Genomic DNA, 19592 nt, shown 5'->3' with positions numbered 1-19592 from the left:
CGTCGGCCGCCGGGTGTGGTTATAATCGACCACTTTATGAGCAAGAAGCGCGTTATGCAGCTGGTTCGAGGCCTCCACAACCTGCGCCCCCAGCATCGGGGCTGTGTCGCCACTATTGGCAACTTTGACGGTGTTCACCGTGGCCACCAGGCTATCCTGGCGAGGCTCCGTGAGCGTGCGCTCGAGTTGGGCGTGCCCAGCTGCGTGGTGATTTTTGAGCCGCAGCCGCGAGAGTTCTTCGCGCCGGACACGGCACCGGCCCGTCTGGCCCGGCTGCGGGACAAACTGCAACTGCTGGCCGAAGAAGGTGTCGACCGGGTCCTGTGCCTGGCCTTCAACCAGCGCTTGAGCAAGCTCAGCGCCGCCGAATTCGTCGACACCATTCTGGTGGACGGCCTCGGTGTACAACATCTTGAGGTCGGTGACGATTTCCGTTTCGGCTGCGACCGGGTAGGGGATTTCGATTTCCTGCAACAGGCCGGCGTCCTGCAAGGCTTTACCGTCGAAGCGGCGCAAACCGTCGAGCTGGACGGTATTCGCGTCAGCAGTACCCAGGTCCGCAATGCCCTGGCCGCTGCCGATTTTGCCCTGGCCGAGCGACTGCTCGGTCGTCCGTTCCGGATTGCCGGGCGGGTTTTGCACGGACAGAAGCTGGCGCGCCAACTGGGTACGCCCACCGCCAACATACAGCTCAAGCGTCGTCGCGTGCCGCTGACCGGGGTTTACCTGGTCAACGTCGACATCGACGGCAAGACCTGGCCAGGCGTCGCCAATATCGGCGTGCGGCCAACGGTCCAAGGTGATGGCAAAGCCCACCTCGAAGTGCACCTTTTAGATTTTGCCGGCGATCTATATGACCGGCGTTTGACGGTGGTTTTCCACCACAAGCTGCGTGAAGAGCAGCGTTTCGCCTCTCTGGAGGCGCTTAAGACGGCGATCAATGCGGATGTTGCCGCCGCCCGTGCCCTGTCGCACCTAGCGCCAATCGCTAATGAAGAGCCTTAAATGACCGACTATAAAGCCACGCTAAACCTTCCGGACACCGCCTTCCCAATGAAGGCCGGCCTGCCTCAGCGCGAACCGCAGATTCTGCAGCGCTGGGACAGCATTGGCCTGTACGGTAAGTTGCGCGAGATTGGCAAGGATCGTCCGAAGTTCGTTCTGCACGACGGTCCTCCGTACGCCAACGGCACGATTCACATCGGTCATGCGCTGAACAAGATTCTCAAGGACATGATCATCCGCTCGAAAACCCTGTCGGGTTTCGATGCGCCTTATGTTCCGGGCTGGGACTGCCACGGTCTGCCGATCGAGCACAAAGTCGAAGTGACCCACGGTAAAAACCTGGGCGCGGACAAAACCCGCGAACTGTGCCGTGCCTACGCCACCGAGCAGATCGAAGGCCAGAAGTCCGAATTCATCCGTCTGGGCGTGTTGGGCGACTTTGCCAACCCGTACAAGACCATGGATTTCAAAAACGAGGCCGGTGAAATCCGTGCTTTGGCAGAAATCGTCAAGGGCGGTTTCGTGTTCAAGGGCCTGAAGCCTGTGAACTGGTGCTTCGACTGCGGTTCGGCCCTGGCTGAAGCGGAAGTCGAGTACGAAAACAAAAAGTCCTCGACCATCGACGTGGCCTTCCCGATTGCCGACGAAGCCAAACTGGCTGCCGCTTTCGGTCTGCCGTCGCTGGGCAAACCTGCCTCGATCGTGATCTGGACCACCACTCCGTGGACCATTCCGGCCAACCAGGCGTTGAACGTTCACCCGGAATTCAACTACGCCCTGGTCGACGTTGGCGACAAACTGCTGGTGCTGGCTGAAGAGCTGGTCGAGTCGTGCCTGGCCCGTTACAGCCTGGAAGGCGCGGTCATTGCGACCACCACCGGTAAAGAGCTGGAGCTGATCAACTTCCGTCACCCGTTCTACGACCGTCTGTCGCCGGTTTACCTGGCCGACTACGTCGAACTGGGCGCTGGCACCGGCGTGGTTCACTCCTCGCCAGCCTACGGCGTAGACGACTTCGTGACCTGCAAGAAGTACGGCATGGTTAACGATGACATCATCAATCCGGTACAAAGCAACGGCGTTTACGTACCGTCGCTGGAGTTTTTTGGCGGCCAGTTTATCTGGAAGGCCAACCCGGCTATCGTCGACAAATTGACCGAAGTGGGTGCGCTGCTGCACACCAGCATCATCGAACACAGCTACATGCACTGCTGGCGTCACAAGACCCCGCTGATCTACCGCGCCACCGCGCAATGGTTCATCGGCATGGACAAAGAACCTGTGACCGGCGACACCCTGCGCAAGCGGGCGATCAAAGCCATCGAAGAGACCAAGTTCGTCCCGGCCTGGGGCCAGGCGCGCCTGCACTCGATGATCGCCAACCGTCCGGACTGGTGCATCTCCCGTCAGCGCAACTGGGGCGTGCCGATCCCGTTCTTCCTGAACAAGGAAAGCGGCGAGCTGCACCCACGTACCGCCGAGCTGATGGAAGAAGTCGCCAAGCGCGTCGAAGTCGAAGGCATCGAAGCCTGGTTCAAGATGGACGCCGCCGAGTTGCTCGGTGACGAAGCGCCGCAATACGACAAGATCAGCGACACCCTGGACGTCTGGTTCGATTCGGGCACCACGCACTGGCACGTCCTGCGCGGGTCGCACGCGATGGGTCACGAGACCGGCCCGCGTGCTGACTTGTACCTGGAAGGCTCGGACCAACACCGTGGCTGGTTCCATTCCTCGTTGCTGACGGGTTGCGCCATCGACAATCACGCGCCATACCGCGAGCTGCTGACTCACGGCTTCACCGTCGATGAGTCCGGTCGCAAGATGTCCAAGTCCTTGGGCAACGTGATCGCGCCACAAAAGGTCAACGACACCCTGGGCGCCGACATCATGCGTCTGTGGGTTGCTTCCACCGATTACTCGGGTGAAATGGCGGTTTCCGAGCAGATCCTGCAGCGCAGTGCGGACGCCTACCGGCGGATCCGTAACACCGCGCGCTTCCTGCTCTCCAACCTGACCGGTTTCAACCCGGCCACCGACATCCTGCCGGCCGAAGAAATGCTGGCGCTGGACCGTTGGGCCGTGGACCGCACCCTGCTGCTGCAACGCGAGTTGCAAGAGCACTACGGTGAATACCGCTTCTGGAACGTCTACTCCAAAATCCACAACTTCTGCGTGCAGGAGCTGGGCGGTTTCTACCTCGACATCATCAAGGACCGTCAGTACACCACTGGCGCCAACAGCAAGGCCCGCCGTTCGGCGCAAACCGCGCTGTACCACATCTCCGAAGCGCTGGTGCGCTGGATCGCGCCGATCCTGGCATTCACCGCTGACGAACTGTGGGAATACCTGCCGGGCGAGCGTAACGAATCGGTAATGCTCAACACCTGGTACGAAGGCCTGACCGAGCTGCCGGAAAACGTCGAGCTGGACCGCGCCTACTGGGAGCGGATCATGGCGGTGAAGGTCGCGGTCAACAAGGAAATGGAAATCCAGCGCGCGGCCAAGGCCGTCGGTGGCAACCTGCAAGCCGAAGTGACGCTGTTCGCCGAAGAGGCGCTGAGCGCCGACCTGGCCAAGCTGAGCAACGAGCTGCGCTTCGTACTGATCACCTCGACCGCTACCGTTGCACCGTTCGTTCAGGCGCCGGCCGATGCGGTGGTTACCGAAGTCACCGGTTTGAAACTGCAAGTGGTCAAGTCGAGCCATGCCAAGTGCGCCCGTTGCTGGCACTGCCGTGAAGACGTCGGCGTGAACCCGGAGCATCCGGAAATCTGCGGTCGTTGCGTCGACAACATCAGCGGCGCTGGCGAGGTTCGTCACTATGCCTAATGCGGCTGGCCGTTTCGGACGGCTGAGCTGGCTCTGGTTGAGTTTGCTGGTCCTGGTCATCGACCAGGCCAGCAAGTTCTACTTCGAAGGCAAGCTCGAGATGTACCAGCAAATCGTGGTGATCCCCGATTTGTTCAGCTGGACCCTGGCCTACAACACAGGCGCGGCGTTCAGCTTCCTGGCCGACAGCTCCGGCTGGCAGCGCTGGTTGTTTGCCCTGATCGCGGTCGTGGTCAGTGCAGTGCTGGTAGTGTGGCTCAAACGTCTGGGGCGCAACGAAACCTGGCTGGCCGTCGCTTTGGCGCTGGTGCTGGGTGGCGCGCTGGGTAATCTGTATGACCGCATTGCCCTGGGCCATGTGATCGATTTCATTCTGGTGCATTGGCAGAACCGCTGGTATTTCCCGGCGTTCAACTTTGCCGACAGCGCGATCAGCGTCGGTGCGGTGATGTTGGCACTGGATATGTTCAAAAGTAAGAAGACCGGAGAAACCGTTCATGACTGAACAGGTATTGGCTGAGCAACGCATCCGCCAGAACACGGAAGTCACCTTGCACTTTGCACTGCGCCTGGAGAACGGCGACACCGTCGACAGCACCTTCGACAAAGCCCCGGCGACCTTCAAGGTCGGTGACGGCAACCTGTTGCCAGGGTTCGAAGCAGCGCTGTTCGGCTTCAAGGCTGGCGACAAGCGTACGCTGACGATTCAGCCGGAAAACGCTTTTGGCCAACCCAACCCGCAGAACGTACAGATCATCCCGCGCTCGCAGTTCAAGGACATGGAACTGTCGCCTGGCTTGCTGGTGATCTTTAACGATGCGGCCAATACTGAGTTGCCCGGTGTGGTGAAGACATTCGATGACGAGCAAGTGACCATCGACTTCAACCACCCGCTGGCCGGCAAGACATTGACCTTTGACGTCGAGATCATCAACGTCAAATCGTTGTAACCTGTGGGAGCGAGCTTGTTGTGGCGAGGGGATTTAGCGAAACGTCGCACCGCCCCGTTCGATTGCGAAGCAATCGTAAACCAGACAGCGCGTTCTCATTCAAGACTGCGGTGGTTGGGTTCAGGGGCGCTTCGCACCCCAACGGGGCGGTGCGACGTTTCGCTAAATCCCCTCGCCACAAAGGCTCGCTCCCACAGTAAGTAGTTTTTTCTACTGTTTTCGCTATTTCTTGCGCGCAAGACACGAGGCACAGCATGCAAATCAAACTCGCCAACCCCCGTGGCTTCTGCGCCGGTGTGGACCGGGCGATCGAAATCGTCAACCGCGCCCTGGAAGTTTTCGGGCCGCCGATCTACGTGCGCCACGAAGTGGTCCACAACAAATTCGTCGTCGAAGACCTGCGCGCTCGCGGGGCGATCTTCGTCGAGGAACTGGATCAGGTGCCGGACGACGTCATCGTGATCTTCAGTGCCCACGGTGTTTCCCAGGCCGTGCGCACCGAAGCCGCCGGTCGTGGTCTGAAAGTGTTCGACGCTACCTGCCCGCTGGTGACCAAGGTGCACATCGAAGTCGCGCGCTACAGCCGCGACGGCCGTGAATGCATCCTCATCGGCCACGCCGGTCACCCGGAAGTCGAAGGCACCATGGGCCAGTACGATGGCAGCAATGGTGGTGCGATCTATCTGGTCGAAGACGAGAAAGACGTCGCCGCCTTGCAGGTCAACAACCCTGAAAAACTGGCGTTCGTGACCCAGACCACCCTGTCCATGGACGATACCAGCCGCGTCATCGACGCCCTGCGTACGCGCTTCCCGGCGATCGGTGGCCCACGCAAGGACGACATCTGCTATGCCACGCAAAACCGTCAGGACGCGGTCAAGCAACTGGCCGACGAATGCGACGTGGTCTTGGTGGTCGGCAGCCCGAACAGCTCCAACTCCAATCGCCTGCGTGAACTGGCCGAGCGCATGGCTACCCCGGCCTACCTGATCGACGGCGCCGAAGACCTGCAAAAGAGCTGGTTCGAGGGTGTCGAGCGAATCGGCATCACTGCTGGCGCCTCCGCACCGGAAGTCCTGGTGCGTGGCGTGATCCAGCAGTTGCAGGCGTGGGGCGCTACCGGCGCCGACGAACTGGCCGGTCGCGAGGAGAACATCACCTTCTCGATGCCTAAAGAGCTACGCGTCCGTTCGCTGCTCTAAGTTTTCTCCTCCCACGCAAAGTGCCTGTGCAGACTTGTTGCTGCGCAGGCTGATGCGGCCGCTCGCGGCCAGCACCACCTGGAGCTGGCTCACCGGTTCGCGGGCTGCGCAAATGTGTAATGTCCCCGATTGAAAACCACCGTACAGTGGTTCGCCCAAATGGCTGAATCGTACGGAAGTTCTGACATATTGATTGCCGAAAATCGGCACCCGAGTGCCACTCCGGCGCTCGACCAGCAGCGGATTGCTGATGTCCTCATGTCCCTTGCCGCTGACATCCAGAATGATCCGCCAGCCCTGGCTCCAGTCGTCGTTTATCCCGTGGATGACGACGGTCTGGTTTCGCGTAATCGCTTCGCTTCTGGCGCTGCGCAGACCGCTGACCAGAGACTTCGCCGCCTCCTCGCGATGGTTCGACTCAGTCAGTGCGGCGAACGCCGGACTGACCAGTTGCAGAACAATCCCGACAATTGTCAGTCCCATGAGCAGTTCGATCAGGCTGAAACCTTGCTGATGCATGTCATCTCCCTCCCTGGAGTGCTGCGGCCCGCGCAATCCCTGCGCAAGTAATGGCAAAACAACCGAACACCTGTCGGTCGAATGTTCTAGCGTGTAGAAGCAGGTATAGCCGACGGCAACGGAGGGCACCGATGGATCATCGTACAAAAGGTTTCACACTGATCGAGTTGCTGGTCGCGCTCGCAGTCTTTCTGGTCCTGATCACTCTGGCCGTACCGGCATTTACCCATTCGGTGCAAAGCACCAAGGCCGACACCGAAATCGGCGATCTGCAACGGGGTCTGAATTTCGCCCGGCTCGAGGCGATCGATCGGGGTGTCACCACCCGGGTTCGCCCGACGGCGCAAGGCGGTGCCTGGACCGGGGATCTGTCGGTCTATGACGGTACTGGCAAATTGGCCAAAGTATTACGGGTTGTTCCAGCGATGAGCAGCGGAGCGACTCTGACGCTAACCTCAGGAGTGACCGCCATCGATTTCAACAATCTGGGCGGGTTATCGGCACCGTCCACGGCGGTAGTGATCAGCTATGTACTGGGGGCGCAAAGCAGGACGCTGAATGTGTGTCTGAACGGACGAATTCTATTGGGTGGAAGTTGCGGATGAGGGGATGGAGCAAGCGGGCACAGGAGGGCATGACGCTGATCGAAGTCTTGGTTGCGTTGTTGATTCTGGGTGTTGGGCTGTTGGGGGCGGCGGCGATTCAGCTCAATGCGCTGAAGTACACGGACAGCTCGCGGATGACCAGCCAGGCGAGTTTTATCGCCTACGACATGATGGACCGCATTCGCGCCAACTCCGCTGCCGATTACACCGTCACGCCGCCGACATCGGCAAACATGGGCGTCGCCCGTGATCAGGACCTCTACGACTTCACCACCAACATCGTCAATTTACTCGGCGCTACCGCCACCGGCAGCGTCACCCTCAATCAGCGGGTGTACACCATCACCATCACCTGGGACGACTCGCGGGCCGCCAATGTCGCCAATTCGCGGCGCAGCTTCGCCCTGACCAGTCGCGCCACCGTCGACCCGGTGTCGACACCATGAACCGGTCCAGCAGAGGTTTCGGCCTGATCGAGTTACTGATCGCTCTGGCATTGAGTTTGGTTGTGGTGCTAGGCGTGGCGCAGATTTTCATCGCGGCCAAGAACACCTACGTCAGCCAGAACACCGCTGCGGCGATGCAGGAAGATGCGCGTTTTGCACTGAGTAAACTGATTCAGGAAATTCGCATGGTCGGCATGTTCGGTTGTCTGGGGGCTATCACCGACTCAAGCTCGGCGGGTGACTTCAATGCCAGTCAGACAACGCCGATCAGTTGGGACAACGCCAACCTCAAGCTCACGCTGGTGACCGCCGATGTGGGGGGGAGTGGAGGGGCGCCGACCTGGACGGTGATTTCCGATTGTCGAAACACCGCGACGGCCTATACCCCGCCGAGGACACCTGCATCGGGGCAGTTGGCGTTTCCGATACGACGACTGATCTACAGCTTGAAGAATGGACAACTGACCATGGGTGTTGGTAGCGGTACGCCAACTCAGTTCGTGCTGGTGGATAACGTCAGCGCCTTCGATGTGAGCTTCGGCCTCGCCAGTTCCGCCACCGATGTGGCGTCCTCCAGTTACAGTCCCAACCCGTCAGACCCTGCGCGAATCCGTAGCGTGCGCCTGACGCTGACCCTCAAGGACCCGAACGATCAGGTGCACGATCAAACCTTCAACGTGGTTGCCGCTCTGCGCAACCGCTTGCCATGAGGGGAGCACCGATGAGTATTTCTCCCGAGACCCCTCACTCCCAGCGCGGCATGGCGCTGCTGGTCAGCCTGGTGTTTCTTCTGTTGCTGACACTGATCGGCCTTTCATCGATGCAAAACGCCACCCTGCAGGAAAAAATGGCCGCCAGTGTGACCTTGCGCAACCAGTCGTTCCAGGGCGCCGAATCGGCGTTGCGCGTGGGTGAGAGCGCGGTACAACTGGATGCCTATTCGTTGCCGGTCTGCAGCGGCACTACCCAATGTGCACCGCCAGCCGAGGCGTCGACAATTACCGGCGCCGGCTTCAATTCCACCTCGGGAGTGAACTGGATCGCCTCCGGCAGCGGTTTTTACGGGGTGCAAAATATCGGCACCACCCTGACCGCCGTGAATGTGCCGAGCAACACCTCGACAACGCTGTACCGCGTGACCGCAGTCGGCATCGCGGGCAACTCGCGCAGTGTGGTGGAGAGTGTCTATGCGAAATACTAAAAGGCACGCCGTGCTATGGCGCCTGGTTTGCGGCATGTTGTTGGGTTTTTATCTCTCAGCGCCGGCGTATGCCTTCACACCGTCGGAATCTCCGCTGTTGAGCGCCGCGGCTGTCGCGCCGAACGTAATGTTGTTGATCGACGATTCGGGGAGCATGAACAGCATTGTCTGGGCGGCGGGTTTCGATCCGACAGTCACAAATCGTCCTCAGGTGACCATCTGCAGTTCAGATGACTCCTGCGAGGAAGGACAAAACCTCAATATGACCGATACCAATATTTTTCTGTCCAGTCTCAATCGCGGTGGCTGTGCGCCAGGTTATGTTGGTTTTTTTAAAGGCTCTCAGGGGGTGAATTCGTTTTGCCTGAAACTGCCCGATCCGGTGGGCGGCCAGAACACCCGTTACTCGGCCAACTACCTGTCTTACCTGATCAGTCTGGCGAACAGTTCGACCAAGGATTTCACCACTGGCTCAATCCCCACCGATTACCGGATGAACGTTGCGCGCAAGGTGTCCACCGATCTGGTGACCAGTAACCGAGGGCTGCGTATAGGCCTGGCGACGTTCAACGCGGTCACCAGCAACAACCGCGGCAATGGTGGCTACATCGCCATACCCGTTGACGATCTGTCGGGTGATGCCAAATTCAAAGCGCTGACCGACGCGATCGGCGCTTTGAGAGCCGTCGCCAACACGCCGTTGGCAGAAGCCTATTACGAAGTCACCCGGTACATGCGCGGCATTGCGCCGTTCTACAATCCGACATCCACCAACTACACCAGCCCGATCCAGTACCGGTGCCAGAAAAACTACGGTGTGGTGATTACCGATGGCTTGCCAACCTTTGACCGGACCTTTCCGACTGACGATCCACAAGCCGTTGCCCAGGACGGTCCCAGGCTTCCCAATTGGGACGATGTAGACAACGACGGCCCCGGTGGCGATGGTGAAGGCGACACCCTTTATCTGGATGACATCGCCAAGTTTGCCTTCGATATCGACATGCGCACGACCGGTACCGATTCTGCGAGCAAAAGCTGGGACGCAGCGGATTTTCCAAAGCAGAACATGAACACCTACACCGTGGGTTTCGCCACTTCGAACCAGATGTTGTCGGACGCGGCGAGTTACGGGCAGGGCAAGTATTACCAAGCGACCGACAGTACAGGACTCAACAGTGCACTGTCGTCAGCGCTGAGCGACATCACCTCCAAGGCCGGCTCCGGTGGGGGGGGCGTCACCAGCGGGACCATCCTGGCCAGCGGTTCGAGTTATTTCCAGAGCAGTTACGATCCCAAGGACTGGCGCGGCACGATCAAGTCTTACGGATTTACCTCCGGTGGCACGGTCAACACCGCCTCGGTGTTATGGAGCACTGATACTGCCATTGTGCCCAGTGCCACGGCGCCGACCTATCAGTCCTGGAACACCCTGACCAAAGCTGCCGTGACGCTGGCCTATGCCAACTTTTCCCCTGCCCAGCAAACCTCCCTCAACCAGAGTTTGCCCATCGGCATCACCGGCAGCGATCTGGTGGAGTGGAGCAAGGGCACCAACAAGGTTGGCCTGAAAGTGCGCAGTGTGCTGCTTGGCGACATCATCAATTCACCGCTGGCGCTGGCGTCACCCACGGATAAAACCGCGTCCGATCTGTCAGGCGACTCCACTTACAGCACTTATCTGGCAACCAAAGCGGCAGGCATGAACGCCAGCCTGGTGGTGAACGCCAACGACGGATTTGTCAACGTCATCAACACGTCCAATGGCACACGGCGTTACGCTTTTATGCCGTCCAGTGTGTTGCCGTCACTGCGCTACATCGCCGACACCACTTACATAAACGGGGTGAGCCACAAGTTTTTGGTAGACGGTCAGGTGGGCGTGTTCGATGCCCAACTCGACAGTGCCTGGAAAACCCTCGCGTTGGGTGGGACAGGGGCAGGGGGGCGAACCTTCTATGCGTTGCAACTGTTCGACGCATCGGCCGGTAACGTGACCAAGGCGTTATGGGAGTTCAGCGCGCCGACCACCCCCGACTCCGGAAACGATTTCAATGATCTGGGTTATGCCTACGCACGACCGGAAGTGGCACGCTTGGCCGACGGTCGATGGGCGGCATTCATCTCCAACGGTTATGGCAGCAACTCCGGGGTGGCAGCGTTGTACGTGGTCGACATTCGTGACGGCTCGCTGATCAAGAAAATCGTGGTCGACGGCTCCGAGACGACCAACGGCCTGTCGTCGGTGAAGCTCAGGGTCAACTCGCAGAATGTGGTGCAGGCCGCTTATGGCGGCGACTTGAAGGGGAGGCTGTGGAAGTTTGATTTGAGCGCCACCTCCCCGGCATCGTGGGACCTGGCGTTTTCCCGCAAACCGCTGTTTACCACTGCGGGCGGCGTCACCCAGCCGATTACCGCGCAACCATTGCTGGCGGATAATTCGTTGGGGGGTAAGGAAGTGTTTTTCGGCACCGGTAAATTCAACGAGACTGCCGACAAGACCAACAAAGACATTCAGGCCTTCTATGCAGTGTGGGATGCGGAAGGTGGCTCCGGGCAAATCACAACGTCCAGTTTGCAGGCTCAGGCGGTGACGGGGGTGTTCTCGGGCAGCAGCGGGCAATTCATCACCACCAGCCAGAACGATGTGACCTATCCGACAGAAAAGGGCTGGTATCTGCCGCTGGTCTATAACAGCGTGTTGACCGGCGAGCGGGTGATCAATCAGGCCAGTCTGGTGCTGGGGCGGATTGTATTTACCACGGCGAGCGTGGACACCACAGACCCCTGTGCCAGCTTCGGCACCGGCAAACTGGTCGAACTGGATGCGTTCAGCGGTAAGATGCTCAACTACGCGGTGCTCGACAGCAACGGCGACGGGGTGGTCGACAGTACCGACACGGTGTCCAGCGGGGTGATCTTTACCGGCGGCATTCCGACCCTGAACGCCATCGTCAACGGAGCGACCCGCAAGATCGTGAACGACTCCAGTGGTGGCATTTCCACCCTGGTGGAAAAATCCGGCGGCGGCAGCCGTCGCATCATGTGGCGACAAATACAGTAAGTGAGAGTTGAGGCATGCGCAGATCCAACCGAGGTTTTACCCTGATCGAAATCATGATCGTGATAGCGATCATCGGGATCGTTATCACCATTGGCTACCCGAGCCTCACCGAGTACGTAAAAAAAGGCCGTAGAACGGAAGTGGCCGGGCTGCTCTCCGAGCAGGCGCAGATCCTCGAGCGTTTCTATTCGAAGAGCAATGTCTACACCGGCGTTGCAGGCCTGAGCGCCGGCAATGACTTTTACACCATTACCCAGACCCTGACCGATCAGACCTTCCTGCTGACGGCAGTTCGCACGGCCGGCAAAGCCATGGAGACTGACAAGTGTGGGGATTTCACCATCACCAACACTGGTGTCAGATCCATGGTCAATGCGGAGTCCGGGCTCGCCACTAAAGATTGCTGGGGTCGCTGAGTTCCCTTTTCGGGCGCCTTTTGCGCCCTCTGTCTATCTAACGGTTGGATCAGAACATGACCAGGCAACAGCAAGTGGTGATTGTCGGCGGCGGGGTGATTGGCCTGCTGACAGCGTTCAATCTCGCGTCCGAAGTGCAAAGTGTTGTGCTGCTGGATCGTTCGAACGTCGGTCAGGAGTCGTCCTGGGCCGGCGGCGGCATCGTCTCGCCGCTCTACCCGTGGCGCTACAGCCCGGCGGTCACCGCGTTGGCGCATTGGTCCCAGGATTTTTATCCACAGCTGGGTGAGCGACTGTTTGCAGCCACCGGTGTCGATCCTGAGGTGCATACCACCGGGTTGTACTGGCTGGACCTGGATGACGAGGCCGAGGCGCTGGCCTGGGCCGAGCGGGAAAACCGTCCGTTGCGGGCTGTGGATATCTCGGCGGCTCACGACGCGGTGCCGGTGTTGGGGAGCGGTTTTTCCCGGGCGATCTACATGGCCGATGTGGCCAATGTGCGTAATCCGCGGCTGGTGAAGTCCCTCAAGGCTGCGTTGCTGGCGCTGCCGAACGTGACGATTCATGAGCAGTGTGAAGTCAGCGGGTTTGTCCGTGAAGGCGCTACGGTGGTCGGGGTGCAGACCTCGGCGGGAGCGATTCATGGCGATCAGGTGGTGCTGACCGCGGGTGCCTGGAGCGGTGATTTGCTTAAAATCCTGGGTATGGAGCTGCCAGTCGAGCCGGTGAAAGGGCAGATGATTCTCTACAAATGCGCAGCGGATTTCCTGCCGAGCATGGTTCTGGCCAAGGGGCGTTATGCGATTCCTCGGCGCGACGGGCACATTCTGATCGGCAGCACGCTGGAGCATGAAGGCTTCGACAAGACGCCGACCGAATCTGCCCTGGAGAGCCTGAAGGCGTCGGCGGTGGAGTTGATTCCTGCACTGGCGGATGCCGAGGTCGTCGGCCACTGGGCCGGGTTGCGACCGGGCTCGCCGGAAGGTATTCCCTACATCGGTCGGGTGCCAGGGTTCGAAGGTCTTTGGCTTAATTGCGGGCACTACCGTAATGGCTTGGTGCTGGCGCCAGCGTCGTGTCAGTTGTTTGCGGATGTGATGCTGGGGCGTGAGCCGATCATTGATCCGGCGCCGTATGCACCGGCTGGGCGGATCTGAGACTCAATCGAGTCCCAGTTTCTTGAGCCTGTAGCGCATCGACCTGAATGAAAGATTCAACCGCTGAGCTGCCGCCGTGCGGTTCCAGCGGGTTTCTTCCAGGGCTTGGAGGATAAGGTTGCGTTCGACGTTTTCCAGGTAGTCTTCCAGGTTGTCGATCTGCGTCAGGTCCGGCACACCGCCTTCCGGGTTGCAGTTGCCTTCGGCCAGTCGCAGGTCGCTGGCTTCGATCTGCTTGTTTTCGCACAACGTGTGAGCCCGTTCGAGCACGTTCTCCAGTTCCCGCACATTGCCGGGGAAGCGATAGCTTTTCAGCGCGTCGAGGGCTTGGGGGTGGAGTTTTGCGGCGGGTTGGCCAGTGCTGATGGCCAGGCGTTTGAGCATATGGCTGGCGAGGGATTCGATGTCGTCACGGCGTTCGCGCAAGGGCGGTACCCGTAGTTCGATCACGTTCAACCGGTAGTACAAATCCTGGCGAAAGCGTTCGGCGGCGACTTCGGCGTCGAGGTCTTTGTGGGTGGCGCAAAGGATACGCACATCGACCACGGTTTCCTGTTGCTCGCCGACACCGCGAACGGCTTTTTCCTGTATCGCCCGTAGCAGCTTGACCTGCATCGCCAGCGGCAAATCAGCCACTTCGTCGAGGAACAGGGTGCCGCCATGGGCAGCCTGGAACAGTCCGGGTTTGTCTTCGATGGCACCACTGAAGCTGCCTTTGCGATGCCCGAAAAATTCGCTCTCCATCAATTCTGACGGAATCGCCCCGCAATTGACCGGGATAAAGGGTTGACTGGCGCGGGGGCCTTGCTCATGGATCAGTCGCGCGACCAATTCCTTGCCGCTGCCGGATTCGCCGCTGATGTACACCGGCGCCTGGCTGCGGGCGAGTTTGTCGATGTGTTTGCGCAAGGCGCGCATGGGCGGTGAATCACCCAGCAGCCGGCGATCGATGGCGATGCCGGTGCCGCCCGGCGCAGGCAACCGAAGCGCGCTGCTGACCAGTTCCCGCAGGCGAGTGAGGTCCACCGGTTTGGTCAGGAAGTCGAAGGCGCCAGACTTGAGGGCGTTGATTGCCGTTTCCAGGCTGCCATAAGCGGTGATCATTGCCACCGGTACGTTTGGGTGGCGTTGCTGGATGTGTTGCACCAGCTCAAGGCCGGTGCCGTCCGGCAAGCGCATGTCGGTGAGGCACAAGTCGAACGTCTCTCGCGAGAGCAGGGCCTGGGCTTCGCCGAGGTTGCGGGCACTGAAGGTGTCGAGTTTCATCCGTCCCAGGGTGATTTCCAGGAGTTCGCGGATATCCGGTTCGTCGTCGACGATCAGGACTTTTTGCCGTGGGCTTATGTTCAACTTTGTTTCCGTCCGTGAGCAAAGGTGATGCGAAAGCAGCCGCCGCCTTGGCGTGGTTTGAAGTCTAGGCGGGCCTGGTTGCTTTCGCACAGCTCACGGGACAGATAAAGCCCCAGGCCGGTGCCTTGGGTGCTGGTAGTGAAGAACGGTTCGAACAAGTGCACATGATGCTCCGGTGCCACTCCGGGGCCATCGTCCAGGATCTCGAGGACCGGCAGCTGGCTGTCCGGATCGACGAACAACTCGAGCCAGACCTGTGCCAGGTCGTGATTCAAGGCGCTATGGCGCCAGGCGTTACGCAACAGATTGTCGAGAATCTGGGTCAGTTGGTCTGGATCCATCAGGGTTTTGAAGTCTCCTGAGCCGATGCGCAGATGAATCTGCTGATGCTCGATCGCCCCTTCGCGGGTTTCGTTGACGTACTGCTCCAGCCACGGTTTCAGATCAAGCCGTTGCGCTACGGTTTGCTGGCGGCGGGAAAGTTGCAGGACGTTTTCGATTACCCGATTCATTCGCTGAGAGTGGTCTTGAATAATCTGTGTCAGACGTCGATCCGCGCCGTTCAGTTCCTCTGATTCTTGCAATAGCTGCGCGGCATGACTAACGGCGCCCAGTGGATTGCGGATTTCATGGGCGATACCGGCGGTCAGGCGACCGAGGGCGGCGAGCTTCAATTGCTGGGCTTGTTGAGCGATTTGCGCGAGGTCTTCGAGAAAGACCAGCGTCTGGTGGTGTGGGCTTTGGTCCAGGGCAATGAAGCTCGGTTGCAGCTCCAGACCACTACTGGCGACTTTCAGGCTCTGGGGGTGTAGCGTCGGATTGTTGAGCCACAATTGCAGGCGTTCGACCAGGCTGGGTAAGTAGTCGTCGATCAGATGGCCGGTAAGATTTTCCCTGCCTAACAGGTTCAAGGCACTGTGGTTGGCCAGTTGAACCCGCCGCTTGTCGTCGAGTACCAGGATGCCGGTACGCATGCGTTGCAGGATCAGGGCGTTGAGAGCTTCGAGGCCGACGACTTCGCTGGCCCGTTGTTCGGCGAGGGTTTCGCTGACCTCCAGGCGTCGGATCAGCCCTTGCACCAGCAATGCCGCAGCAAAACACAAGGCGCCGAGCGTGCCGACTTGCAGGTAATCGTTGGGGGTGGCGGGATGGCTGAAACTCAGGAGGAAGCTCAGCCCGACGATGCCAAGCGCGCCAACGGCGGCAATCAGCAGGCCGATGCGCCCTCGCAACAAGGTGTTACTGATGGCTATCGATACGATCAGCAAGTTGCCGATGGCGCTGGCCACACCGCCGGCGGCGTAGAACAGACCGCACAGCAGCAGGACGTCGGTCAGCGCCAGGCTGAATAGTTGCGCCGGGCGCCGGGTGTTCCCGAGGAATACCACCACCAGGATATTCAGCACCAGGTAAAACCAGCTGCCACTGCGCAGCAGGTCGTCATTGCTGAACGTCAGCAGTTGGTTGTCCATGTTGCTGGAGATCAACAGCACCAGGGTGATGCCGATGCTCAAGCGGTAAAGGTGATAGAGGCGCAGCAATCGCTGGGCCTGTTTGCTGCCGGGACTGGAGGTCTCAGCGATCACTGGAGCCCGGGCCTTGCTCAAGATGAGCCTGGCTGCAATACCACTGTTGTTGAAGACTCAGCGCGCGGTCGCGTGGCAGGTGTACGCCGCAATGGGCGCAGCGGACCATCGGAGCCGCTTCCAGCTCGGCAGAGGATTTGGGCACAGAAGCCTGGCCCTTGAACTTGCGCCAGAACCATACCGCAGCGGCAATCAGGGCGATCCAGAACAGTAAACGAAGCATGATGAGCTGCTATATGGCGAGTGATGAGCCAGTTTAGCCAAGGACATGACCAGCGCACAGCGTAATCATCGAGCCCATAAAAAAGGAGCCTCGAAAGGCTCCTTTTTGTACAACCCGATGTGTCAGTCAAACACGCCGAAGGTCATGTAGCTGAACCACGAGCGGTCGCTGTTATTGGCTTCGGACTCGTGTTCCTCTTCCTCGATCACGTCGCCATTTTCATCTTTAGGCTTGAGATCGCTTGGAATGGCGTCCTTGGCGTCCTGGAACTGCTTCTGCACGTCCTGGTTGGCGCGGGTTTCGCCCGGCGGCAGCGGTGGACGGGATTCGATCAGGCCCAGGGTCGCCTTGCTCAGCCACGAACGGTTGTCGGCTTCGGCCACCGAAGGCTGGAACTGACCGTCGACCAGGCTTGGATGGTTCGGGTAGTTGAGCTTCAGGGTTTCGAGGCTGGTGGCGGCCAGATCGTCCAGGTGCAGACGCTGGTAGGCCTCTGTCATCACCGCCAGGCCGTCACCGACCGAAGGGGTTTCCTGGAAGTTTTCCACCACGTAGCGACCACGGTTCGCGGCGGCGACATAGGCCTGACGAGTCAGGTAATAGTCGGCAACGTGAATCTCGTAGGCCGCCAGCAGGTTGCGCAGGTAGATCATGCGCTGCTTGGCGTCCGGCGAGTAGCGGCTATTGGGGAAGCGGCTGGTCAGCTGGGCGAACTCGTTGTAGGAGTCGCGAGCGGCACCCGGGTCACGCTTGGTCATGTCCAACGGCAGGAAGCGCGACAACAGGCCGACGTCCTGGTCGAAAGAAGTCAGACCCTTGAGGTAATACGCGTAATCCACGTTCGGGTGCTGCGGGTGCAGTCGAATGAAGCGCTCGGCAGCGGACTTCGCAGCTTCAGGCTCGGTGTTCTTGTAGTTGGCGTAGATGAGCTCGAGTTGAGCCTGATCGGCGTAGCGACCGAACGGATAACGCGACTCCAGCGCCTTCAGCTTGGCTGTGGCGGCGGTGTAGCTATTGTTGTCCAGATCGTGCTGAGCCTGCTGGTACAGCTCGACTTCGCTCAGGTTTTCGTCTACGACTTCCTTCGATGAGCAAGCAGCGGTCAATGCGAGGATGGCGATCAGCAGCAGGTGTTTCACTTGCATGGCGGCTTGCGTCCCTATGACGGCCGCTGTCTTGGGCGGGGCCGTCCTGTTATGATGAGCGCCCCGTTGAATAGCCTCGGGGCAAAAGACGCCGTATTTAACCACAAGCGCGCAGCCGAAACCAAAGGCTGTGCCGACGCCTAGTCTGAGCATGTCCGATAAAATTGAACTTCGCGCAGAGGTGCCGTCCGAATTGGGCGGCCAACGCCTCGATCAAGTCGCCGCACAATTATTCGCTGAGCACTCGCGCTCGCGCCTTTCCGCCTGGATCAAAGACGGCCGCCTGACTGTGGATGGGGCGGTTATCCGCCCGCGAGACATTGTTCATGGTGGTGCCATTCTTGAACTCACTGCCGAGCAGGAAGCTCAGGGCGAATGGATCGCTCAGGACATCGAGCTGGACATCGTCTATGAAGACGACGACATCCTGGTGATCAACAAACCTGCGGGTCTGGTGGTGCATCCTGCCGCCGGTCACGCTGATGGCACCTTGCTCAACGCCTTGTTGCACCACGTGCCGGACATCATCAATGTGCCCCGCGCCGGTATCGTGCATCGCCTGGACAAGGACACCACCGGTCTGATGGTGGTGGCCAAGACCATTCAAGCGCAGACGCAGCTGGTTACACAGTTGCAGAGCCGTAGCGTCAGCCGGATCTACGAATGCATCGTGATTGGCGTGGTGACGGCGGGTGGCAAGATCAACGCGCCGATCGGTCGTCACGGCCAGCAACGCCAGCGCATGGCCGTGATGGAAGGTGGCAAGCAAGCCGTCAGCCATTACCGCGTGCTCGAGCGTTTCCGCTCCCACACGCACGTGCGGGTGAAGCTGGAAACCGGCCGTACCCACCAGATTCGCGTGCACATGGCCCACATCAACTACCCGTTGGTCGGAGATCCCGCCTACGGCGGTCGCTTCCGCATTCCACCGGCAGCCAGTGTGACCATGGTCGAATCGTTGAAGGCGTTCCCGCGTCAGGCACTGCATGCGCGGTTCCTCGAGCTGGATCACCCGACCACCGGTAAACGCATGAGCTGGGAATCGCCACTGCCGGACGATTTCGTCTGGTTGCTGACGCTGCTCAAGCAAGACCGTGAGGCGTTCATCGGATGAGTGACTGGCTGATTCCCGACTGGCCTGCGCCTGCCGGGGTGAAAGCCTGCGTGACCACCCGTGCGGGCGGCGTCAGTCTGGCGCCGTTCGACAGCCTCAATCTCGGCGATCACGTCGATGACAGCCCCGAAGCTGTTGCCGAAAACCGCCGTCGCCTCACCGATCATTTCTCTATTCAGCCGGCCTGGTTAAAGCAGGTTCACGGCATTGCCGTGGCCCACGCAGACCCAAGCCTTACGGCCACTGCCGATGCCAGCTGGACGGCAACGCCCGGTATTGCCTGCACGGCGATGACCGCGGATTGCCTGCCGGCGCTGTTCTGCGACCGTGCCGGTACTCGCGTAGCGGCGGCTCATGCCGGTTGGCGCGGGTTGGCGGCGGGTGTGCTGGAAGCAACCCTCGACAGTCTGGCCGTGCCGCCAGAAGAAGTGCTGGTCTGGCTCGGTCCGGCCATTGGTCCGCAAGCGTTTGAAGTCGGCCCTGAAGTGCGTGAAACCTTCGTCGAGCAATTGCCCGAAGCCGCCAAAGCCTTCGTGCCAAGTCAAAATGCTGGCAAATTCATGGCCGACATTTACGAGCTGGCGCGTTTGCGTCTGGCGGCTCGCGGTGTCACCGCTGTTTATGGTGGCGGTTTCTGCACCGTGACCGATCCTCGCTTCTTTTCTTACCGCCGCAGTCCACGCACCGGTCGGTTTGCCTCCCTTGTCTGGCTCGAACGCTAGACTTAGCTGACCTGCATCAACGTCACGACGCTTGAAACTCCCAGAATCGACCGCA

At 59.8% G+C, this 19592-nt stretch carries 19 protein-coding genes; 14 read left to right on the top strand and 5 right to left on the bottom strand.

Annotation, left to right across the window (positions count from 1 at the left end; genetic code table 11):
- Positions 1–54: 54 nt before the first annotated feature.
- From ribF to ispH, 5 genes are all read left to right on the top strand, one after another.
- Positions 55–1005 carry a bifunctional riboflavin kinase/FAD synthetase gene (gene ribF, locus ACA059_RS27380; protein WP_008154932.1) on the top strand — a complete coding sequence of 317 codons (951 nt, stop codon included), beginning with the start codon at positions 55–57 and terminating at the stop codon, positions 1003–1005.
- On the top strand, positions 1006–3837 hold the full coding sequence (gene ileS, locus ACA059_RS27375; RefSeq protein ID WP_497631660.1) for an isoleucine--tRNA ligase: 2832 nt from the start codon (positions 1006–1008) through the stop codon (positions 3835–3837).
- Positions 3830–4342 (top strand): signal peptidase II, encoded by a 513-nt coding sequence (gene lspA / locus ACA059_RS27370; RefSeq protein WP_201194590.1) that lies wholly within the window; start codon positions 3830–3832, stop codon positions 4340–4342. Before ileS ends, lspA begins: the two co-directional genes overlap by 8 nt.
- A gap of 7 nt (positions 4343–4349) precedes the next feature.
- The gene (fkpB, locus tag ACA059_RS27365) at positions 4350–4787 is read left to right on the top strand and encodes an FKBP-type peptidyl-prolyl cis-trans isomerase (protein ID WP_177327872.1); all 438 of its coding nucleotides are present in this window, start codon (positions 4350–4352) and stop codon (positions 4785–4787) included.
- A gap of 254 nt (positions 4788–5041) precedes the next feature.
- Positions 5042–5989 (top strand): 4-hydroxy-3-methylbut-2-enyl diphosphate reductase, encoded by a 948-nt coding sequence (gene ispH, locus ACA059_RS27360; protein ID WP_348124531.1) that lies wholly within the window; start codon positions 5042–5044, stop codon positions 5987–5989.
- Here ispH and ACA059_RS27355 read toward each other — a convergent pair.
- A complete protein-coding gene (locus tag ACA059_RS27355) occupies positions 5966–6508 on the bottom strand; it encodes a GspH/FimT family pseudopilin (RefSeq protein WP_497631658.1) in 543 nt (180 codons plus the stop codon). The genes ispH and ACA059_RS27355 overlap by 24 nt on opposite strands.
- A 131-nt stretch (positions 6509–6639) precedes the next feature.
- Between ACA059_RS27355 and ACA059_RS27350 the strand changes: the two genes are divergently transcribed.
- The 7 genes from ACA059_RS27350 to thiO are packed head-to-tail and all read left to right on the top strand — an operon-like array spanning position 6640 to position 13397.
- Positions 6640–7113: a GspH/FimT family pseudopilin gene (locus ACA059_RS27350; RefSeq protein WP_497631656.1), complete on the top strand. Its 474-nt coding sequence runs from the start codon at positions 6640–6642 to the stop codon at positions 7111–7113.
- The gene (gene pilV, locus ACA059_RS27345) at positions 7110–7559 is read left to right on the top strand and encodes a type IV pilus modification protein PilV (protein ID WP_497631655.1); all 450 of its coding nucleotides are present in this window, start codon (positions 7110–7112) and stop codon (positions 7557–7559) included. Before ACA059_RS27350 ends, pilV begins: the two co-directional genes overlap by 4 nt.
- The gene (locus ACA059_RS27340; RefSeq protein ID WP_497631654.1) at positions 7556–8269 is read left to right on the top strand and encodes a PilW family protein; all 714 of its coding nucleotides are present in this window, start codon (positions 7556–7558) and stop codon (positions 8267–8269) included. Before pilV ends, ACA059_RS27340 begins: the two co-directional genes overlap by 4 nt.
- A gap of 11 nt (positions 8270–8280) precedes the next feature.
- The gene (locus tag ACA059_RS27335; RefSeq protein ID WP_497631652.1) at positions 8281–8760 is read left to right on the top strand and encodes a pilus assembly PilX family protein; all 480 of its coding nucleotides are present in this window, start codon (positions 8281–8283) and stop codon (positions 8758–8760) included.
- Complete coding sequence (locus ACA059_RS27330; RefSeq protein ID WP_497631651.1) at positions 8747–11824, top strand: pilus assembly protein; 3078 nt, start codon at positions 8747–8749, stop codon at positions 11822–11824. Before ACA059_RS27335 ends, ACA059_RS27330 begins: the two co-directional genes overlap by 14 nt.
- A gap of 14 nt (positions 11825–11838) precedes the next feature.
- Complete coding sequence (locus ACA059_RS27325; protein ID WP_497631650.1) at positions 11839–12240, top strand: type IV pilin protein; 402 nt, start codon at positions 11839–11841, stop codon at positions 12238–12240.
- A 56-nt stretch (positions 12241–12296) separates the two neighbouring features.
- Positions 12297–13397 carry a glycine oxidase ThiO gene (thiO, locus tag ACA059_RS27320; RefSeq protein WP_497631649.1) on the top strand — a complete coding sequence of 367 codons (1101 nt, stop codon included), beginning with the start codon at positions 12297–12299 and terminating at the stop codon, positions 13395–13397.
- A 3-nt stretch (positions 13398–13400) separates the two neighbouring features.
- Here the strand turns inward: thiO and ACA059_RS27315 are convergent, their stop codons facing one another.
- The 4 genes from ACA059_RS27315 to ACA059_RS27300 all read right to left on the bottom strand — a co-directional run bounded on the left by ACA059_RS27315 (position 13401) and on the right by ACA059_RS27300 (position 17701).
- Positions 13401–14747 (bottom strand): sigma-54-dependent transcriptional regulator, encoded by a 1347-nt coding sequence (locus ACA059_RS27315; protein ID WP_497631648.1) that lies wholly within the window; start codon positions 14745–14747, stop codon positions 13401–13403.
- Positions 14744–16333 carry a sensor histidine kinase gene (locus tag ACA059_RS27310; protein WP_497631647.1) on the bottom strand — a complete coding sequence of 530 codons (1590 nt, stop codon included), beginning with the start codon at positions 16331–16333 and terminating at the stop codon, positions 14744–14746. The genes ACA059_RS27315 and ACA059_RS27310 overlap by 4 nt, the downstream gene beginning before the upstream one ends.
- Positions 16323–16556 (bottom strand): PP0621 family protein, encoded by a 234-nt coding sequence (locus tag ACA059_RS27305; protein WP_008154904.1) that lies wholly within the window; start codon positions 16554–16556, stop codon positions 16323–16325. The genes ACA059_RS27310 and ACA059_RS27305 overlap by 11 nt, the downstream gene beginning before the upstream one ends.
- A gap of 122 nt (positions 16557–16678) precedes the next feature.
- Positions 16679–17701 carry an outer membrane protein assembly factor BamD gene (locus tag ACA059_RS27300; protein WP_497631646.1) on the bottom strand — a complete coding sequence of 341 codons (1023 nt, stop codon included), beginning with the start codon at positions 17699–17701 and terminating at the stop codon, positions 16679–16681.
- A 151-nt stretch (positions 17702–17852) separates the two neighbouring features.
- On the opposite strand from ACA059_RS27300, the gene rluD reads away from it, so the two are divergent.
- Together rluD and pgeF are read left to right on the top strand one after the other, a co-directional pair.
- A complete protein-coding gene (gene rluD, locus ACA059_RS27295) occupies positions 17853–18815 on the top strand; it encodes a 23S rRNA pseudouridine(1911/1915/1917) synthase RluD (RefSeq protein WP_007942311.1) in 963 nt (320 codons plus the stop codon).
- Complete coding sequence (gene pgeF, locus ACA059_RS27290; RefSeq protein ID WP_497631645.1) at positions 18812–19537, top strand: peptidoglycan editing factor PgeF; 726 nt, start codon at positions 18812–18814, stop codon at positions 19535–19537. Before rluD ends, pgeF begins: the two co-directional genes overlap by 4 nt.
- Positions 19538–19592: the final 55 nt, after the last annotated feature.

It is taken from the genome of Pseudomonas sp. LBUM1647 (assembly GCF_059716175.1).
This window is presented reverse-complemented; position numbering and strand designations above follow the sequence as displayed.

What these genes read in the sequence shown, in the direction of transcription:
- ribF (WP_008154932.1), top strand. Translation starts at nt 55, where the DNA reads ATGCAGCTGGTTCGAGGCCTCCACAACCTGCGCCCCCAGCATCGGGGC.
- ileS (WP_497631660.1), top strand. Translation starts at nt 1,006, where the DNA reads ATGACCGACTATAAAGCCACGCTAAACCTTCCGGACACCGCCTTCCCA.
- lspA (WP_201194590.1), top strand. Translation starts at nt 3,830, where the DNA reads ATGCCTAATGCGGCTGGCCGTTTCGGACGGCTGAGCTGGCTCTGGTTG.
- ispH (WP_348124531.1), top strand. Translation starts at nt 5,042, where the DNA reads ATGCAAATCAAACTCGCCAACCCCCGTGGCTTCTGCGCCGGTGTGGAC.
- ACA059_RS27355 (WP_497631658.1), bottom strand. Translation starts at nt 6,508, where the DNA reads ATGCATCAGCAAGGTTTCAGCCTGATCGAACTGCTCATGGGACTGACA.
- ACA059_RS27350 (WP_497631656.1), top strand. Translation starts at nt 6,640, where the DNA reads ATGGATCATCGTACAAAAGGTTTCACACTGATCGAGTTGCTGGTCGCG.
- pilV (WP_497631655.1), top strand. Translation starts at nt 7,110, where the DNA reads ATGAGGGGATGGAGCAAGCGGGCACAGGAGGGCATGACGCTGATCGAA.
- ACA059_RS27340 (WP_497631654.1), top strand. Translation starts at nt 7,556, where the DNA reads ATGAACCGGTCCAGCAGAGGTTTCGGCCTGATCGAGTTACTGATCGCT.
- ACA059_RS27335 (WP_497631652.1), top strand. Translation starts at nt 8,281, where the DNA reads ATGAGTATTTCTCCCGAGACCCCTCACTCCCAGCGCGGCATGGCGCTG.
- ACA059_RS27330 (WP_497631651.1), top strand. Translation starts at nt 8,747, where the DNA reads ATGCGAAATACTAAAAGGCACGCCGTGCTATGGCGCCTGGTTTGCGGC.
- ACA059_RS27325 (WP_497631650.1), top strand. Translation starts at nt 11,839, where the DNA reads ATGCGCAGATCCAACCGAGGTTTTACCCTGATCGAAATCATGATCGTG.
- thiO (WP_497631649.1), top strand. Translation starts at nt 12,297, where the DNA reads ATGACCAGGCAACAGCAAGTGGTGATTGTCGGCGGCGGGGTGATTGGC.
- ACA059_RS27305 (WP_008154904.1), bottom strand. Translation starts at nt 16,556, where the DNA reads ATGCTTCGTTTACTGTTCTGGATCGCCCTGATTGCCGCTGCGGTATGG.
- ACA059_RS27300 (WP_497631646.1), bottom strand. Translation starts at nt 17,701, where the DNA reads ATGCAAGTGAAACACCTGCTGCTGATCGCCATCCTCGCATTGACCGCT.
- rluD (WP_007942311.1), top strand. Translation starts at nt 17,853, where the DNA reads ATGTCCGATAAAATTGAACTTCGCGCAGAGGTGCCGTCCGAATTGGGC.
- pgeF (WP_497631645.1), top strand. Translation starts at nt 18,812, where the DNA reads ATGAGTGACTGGCTGATTCCCGACTGGCCTGCGCCTGCCGGGGTGAAA.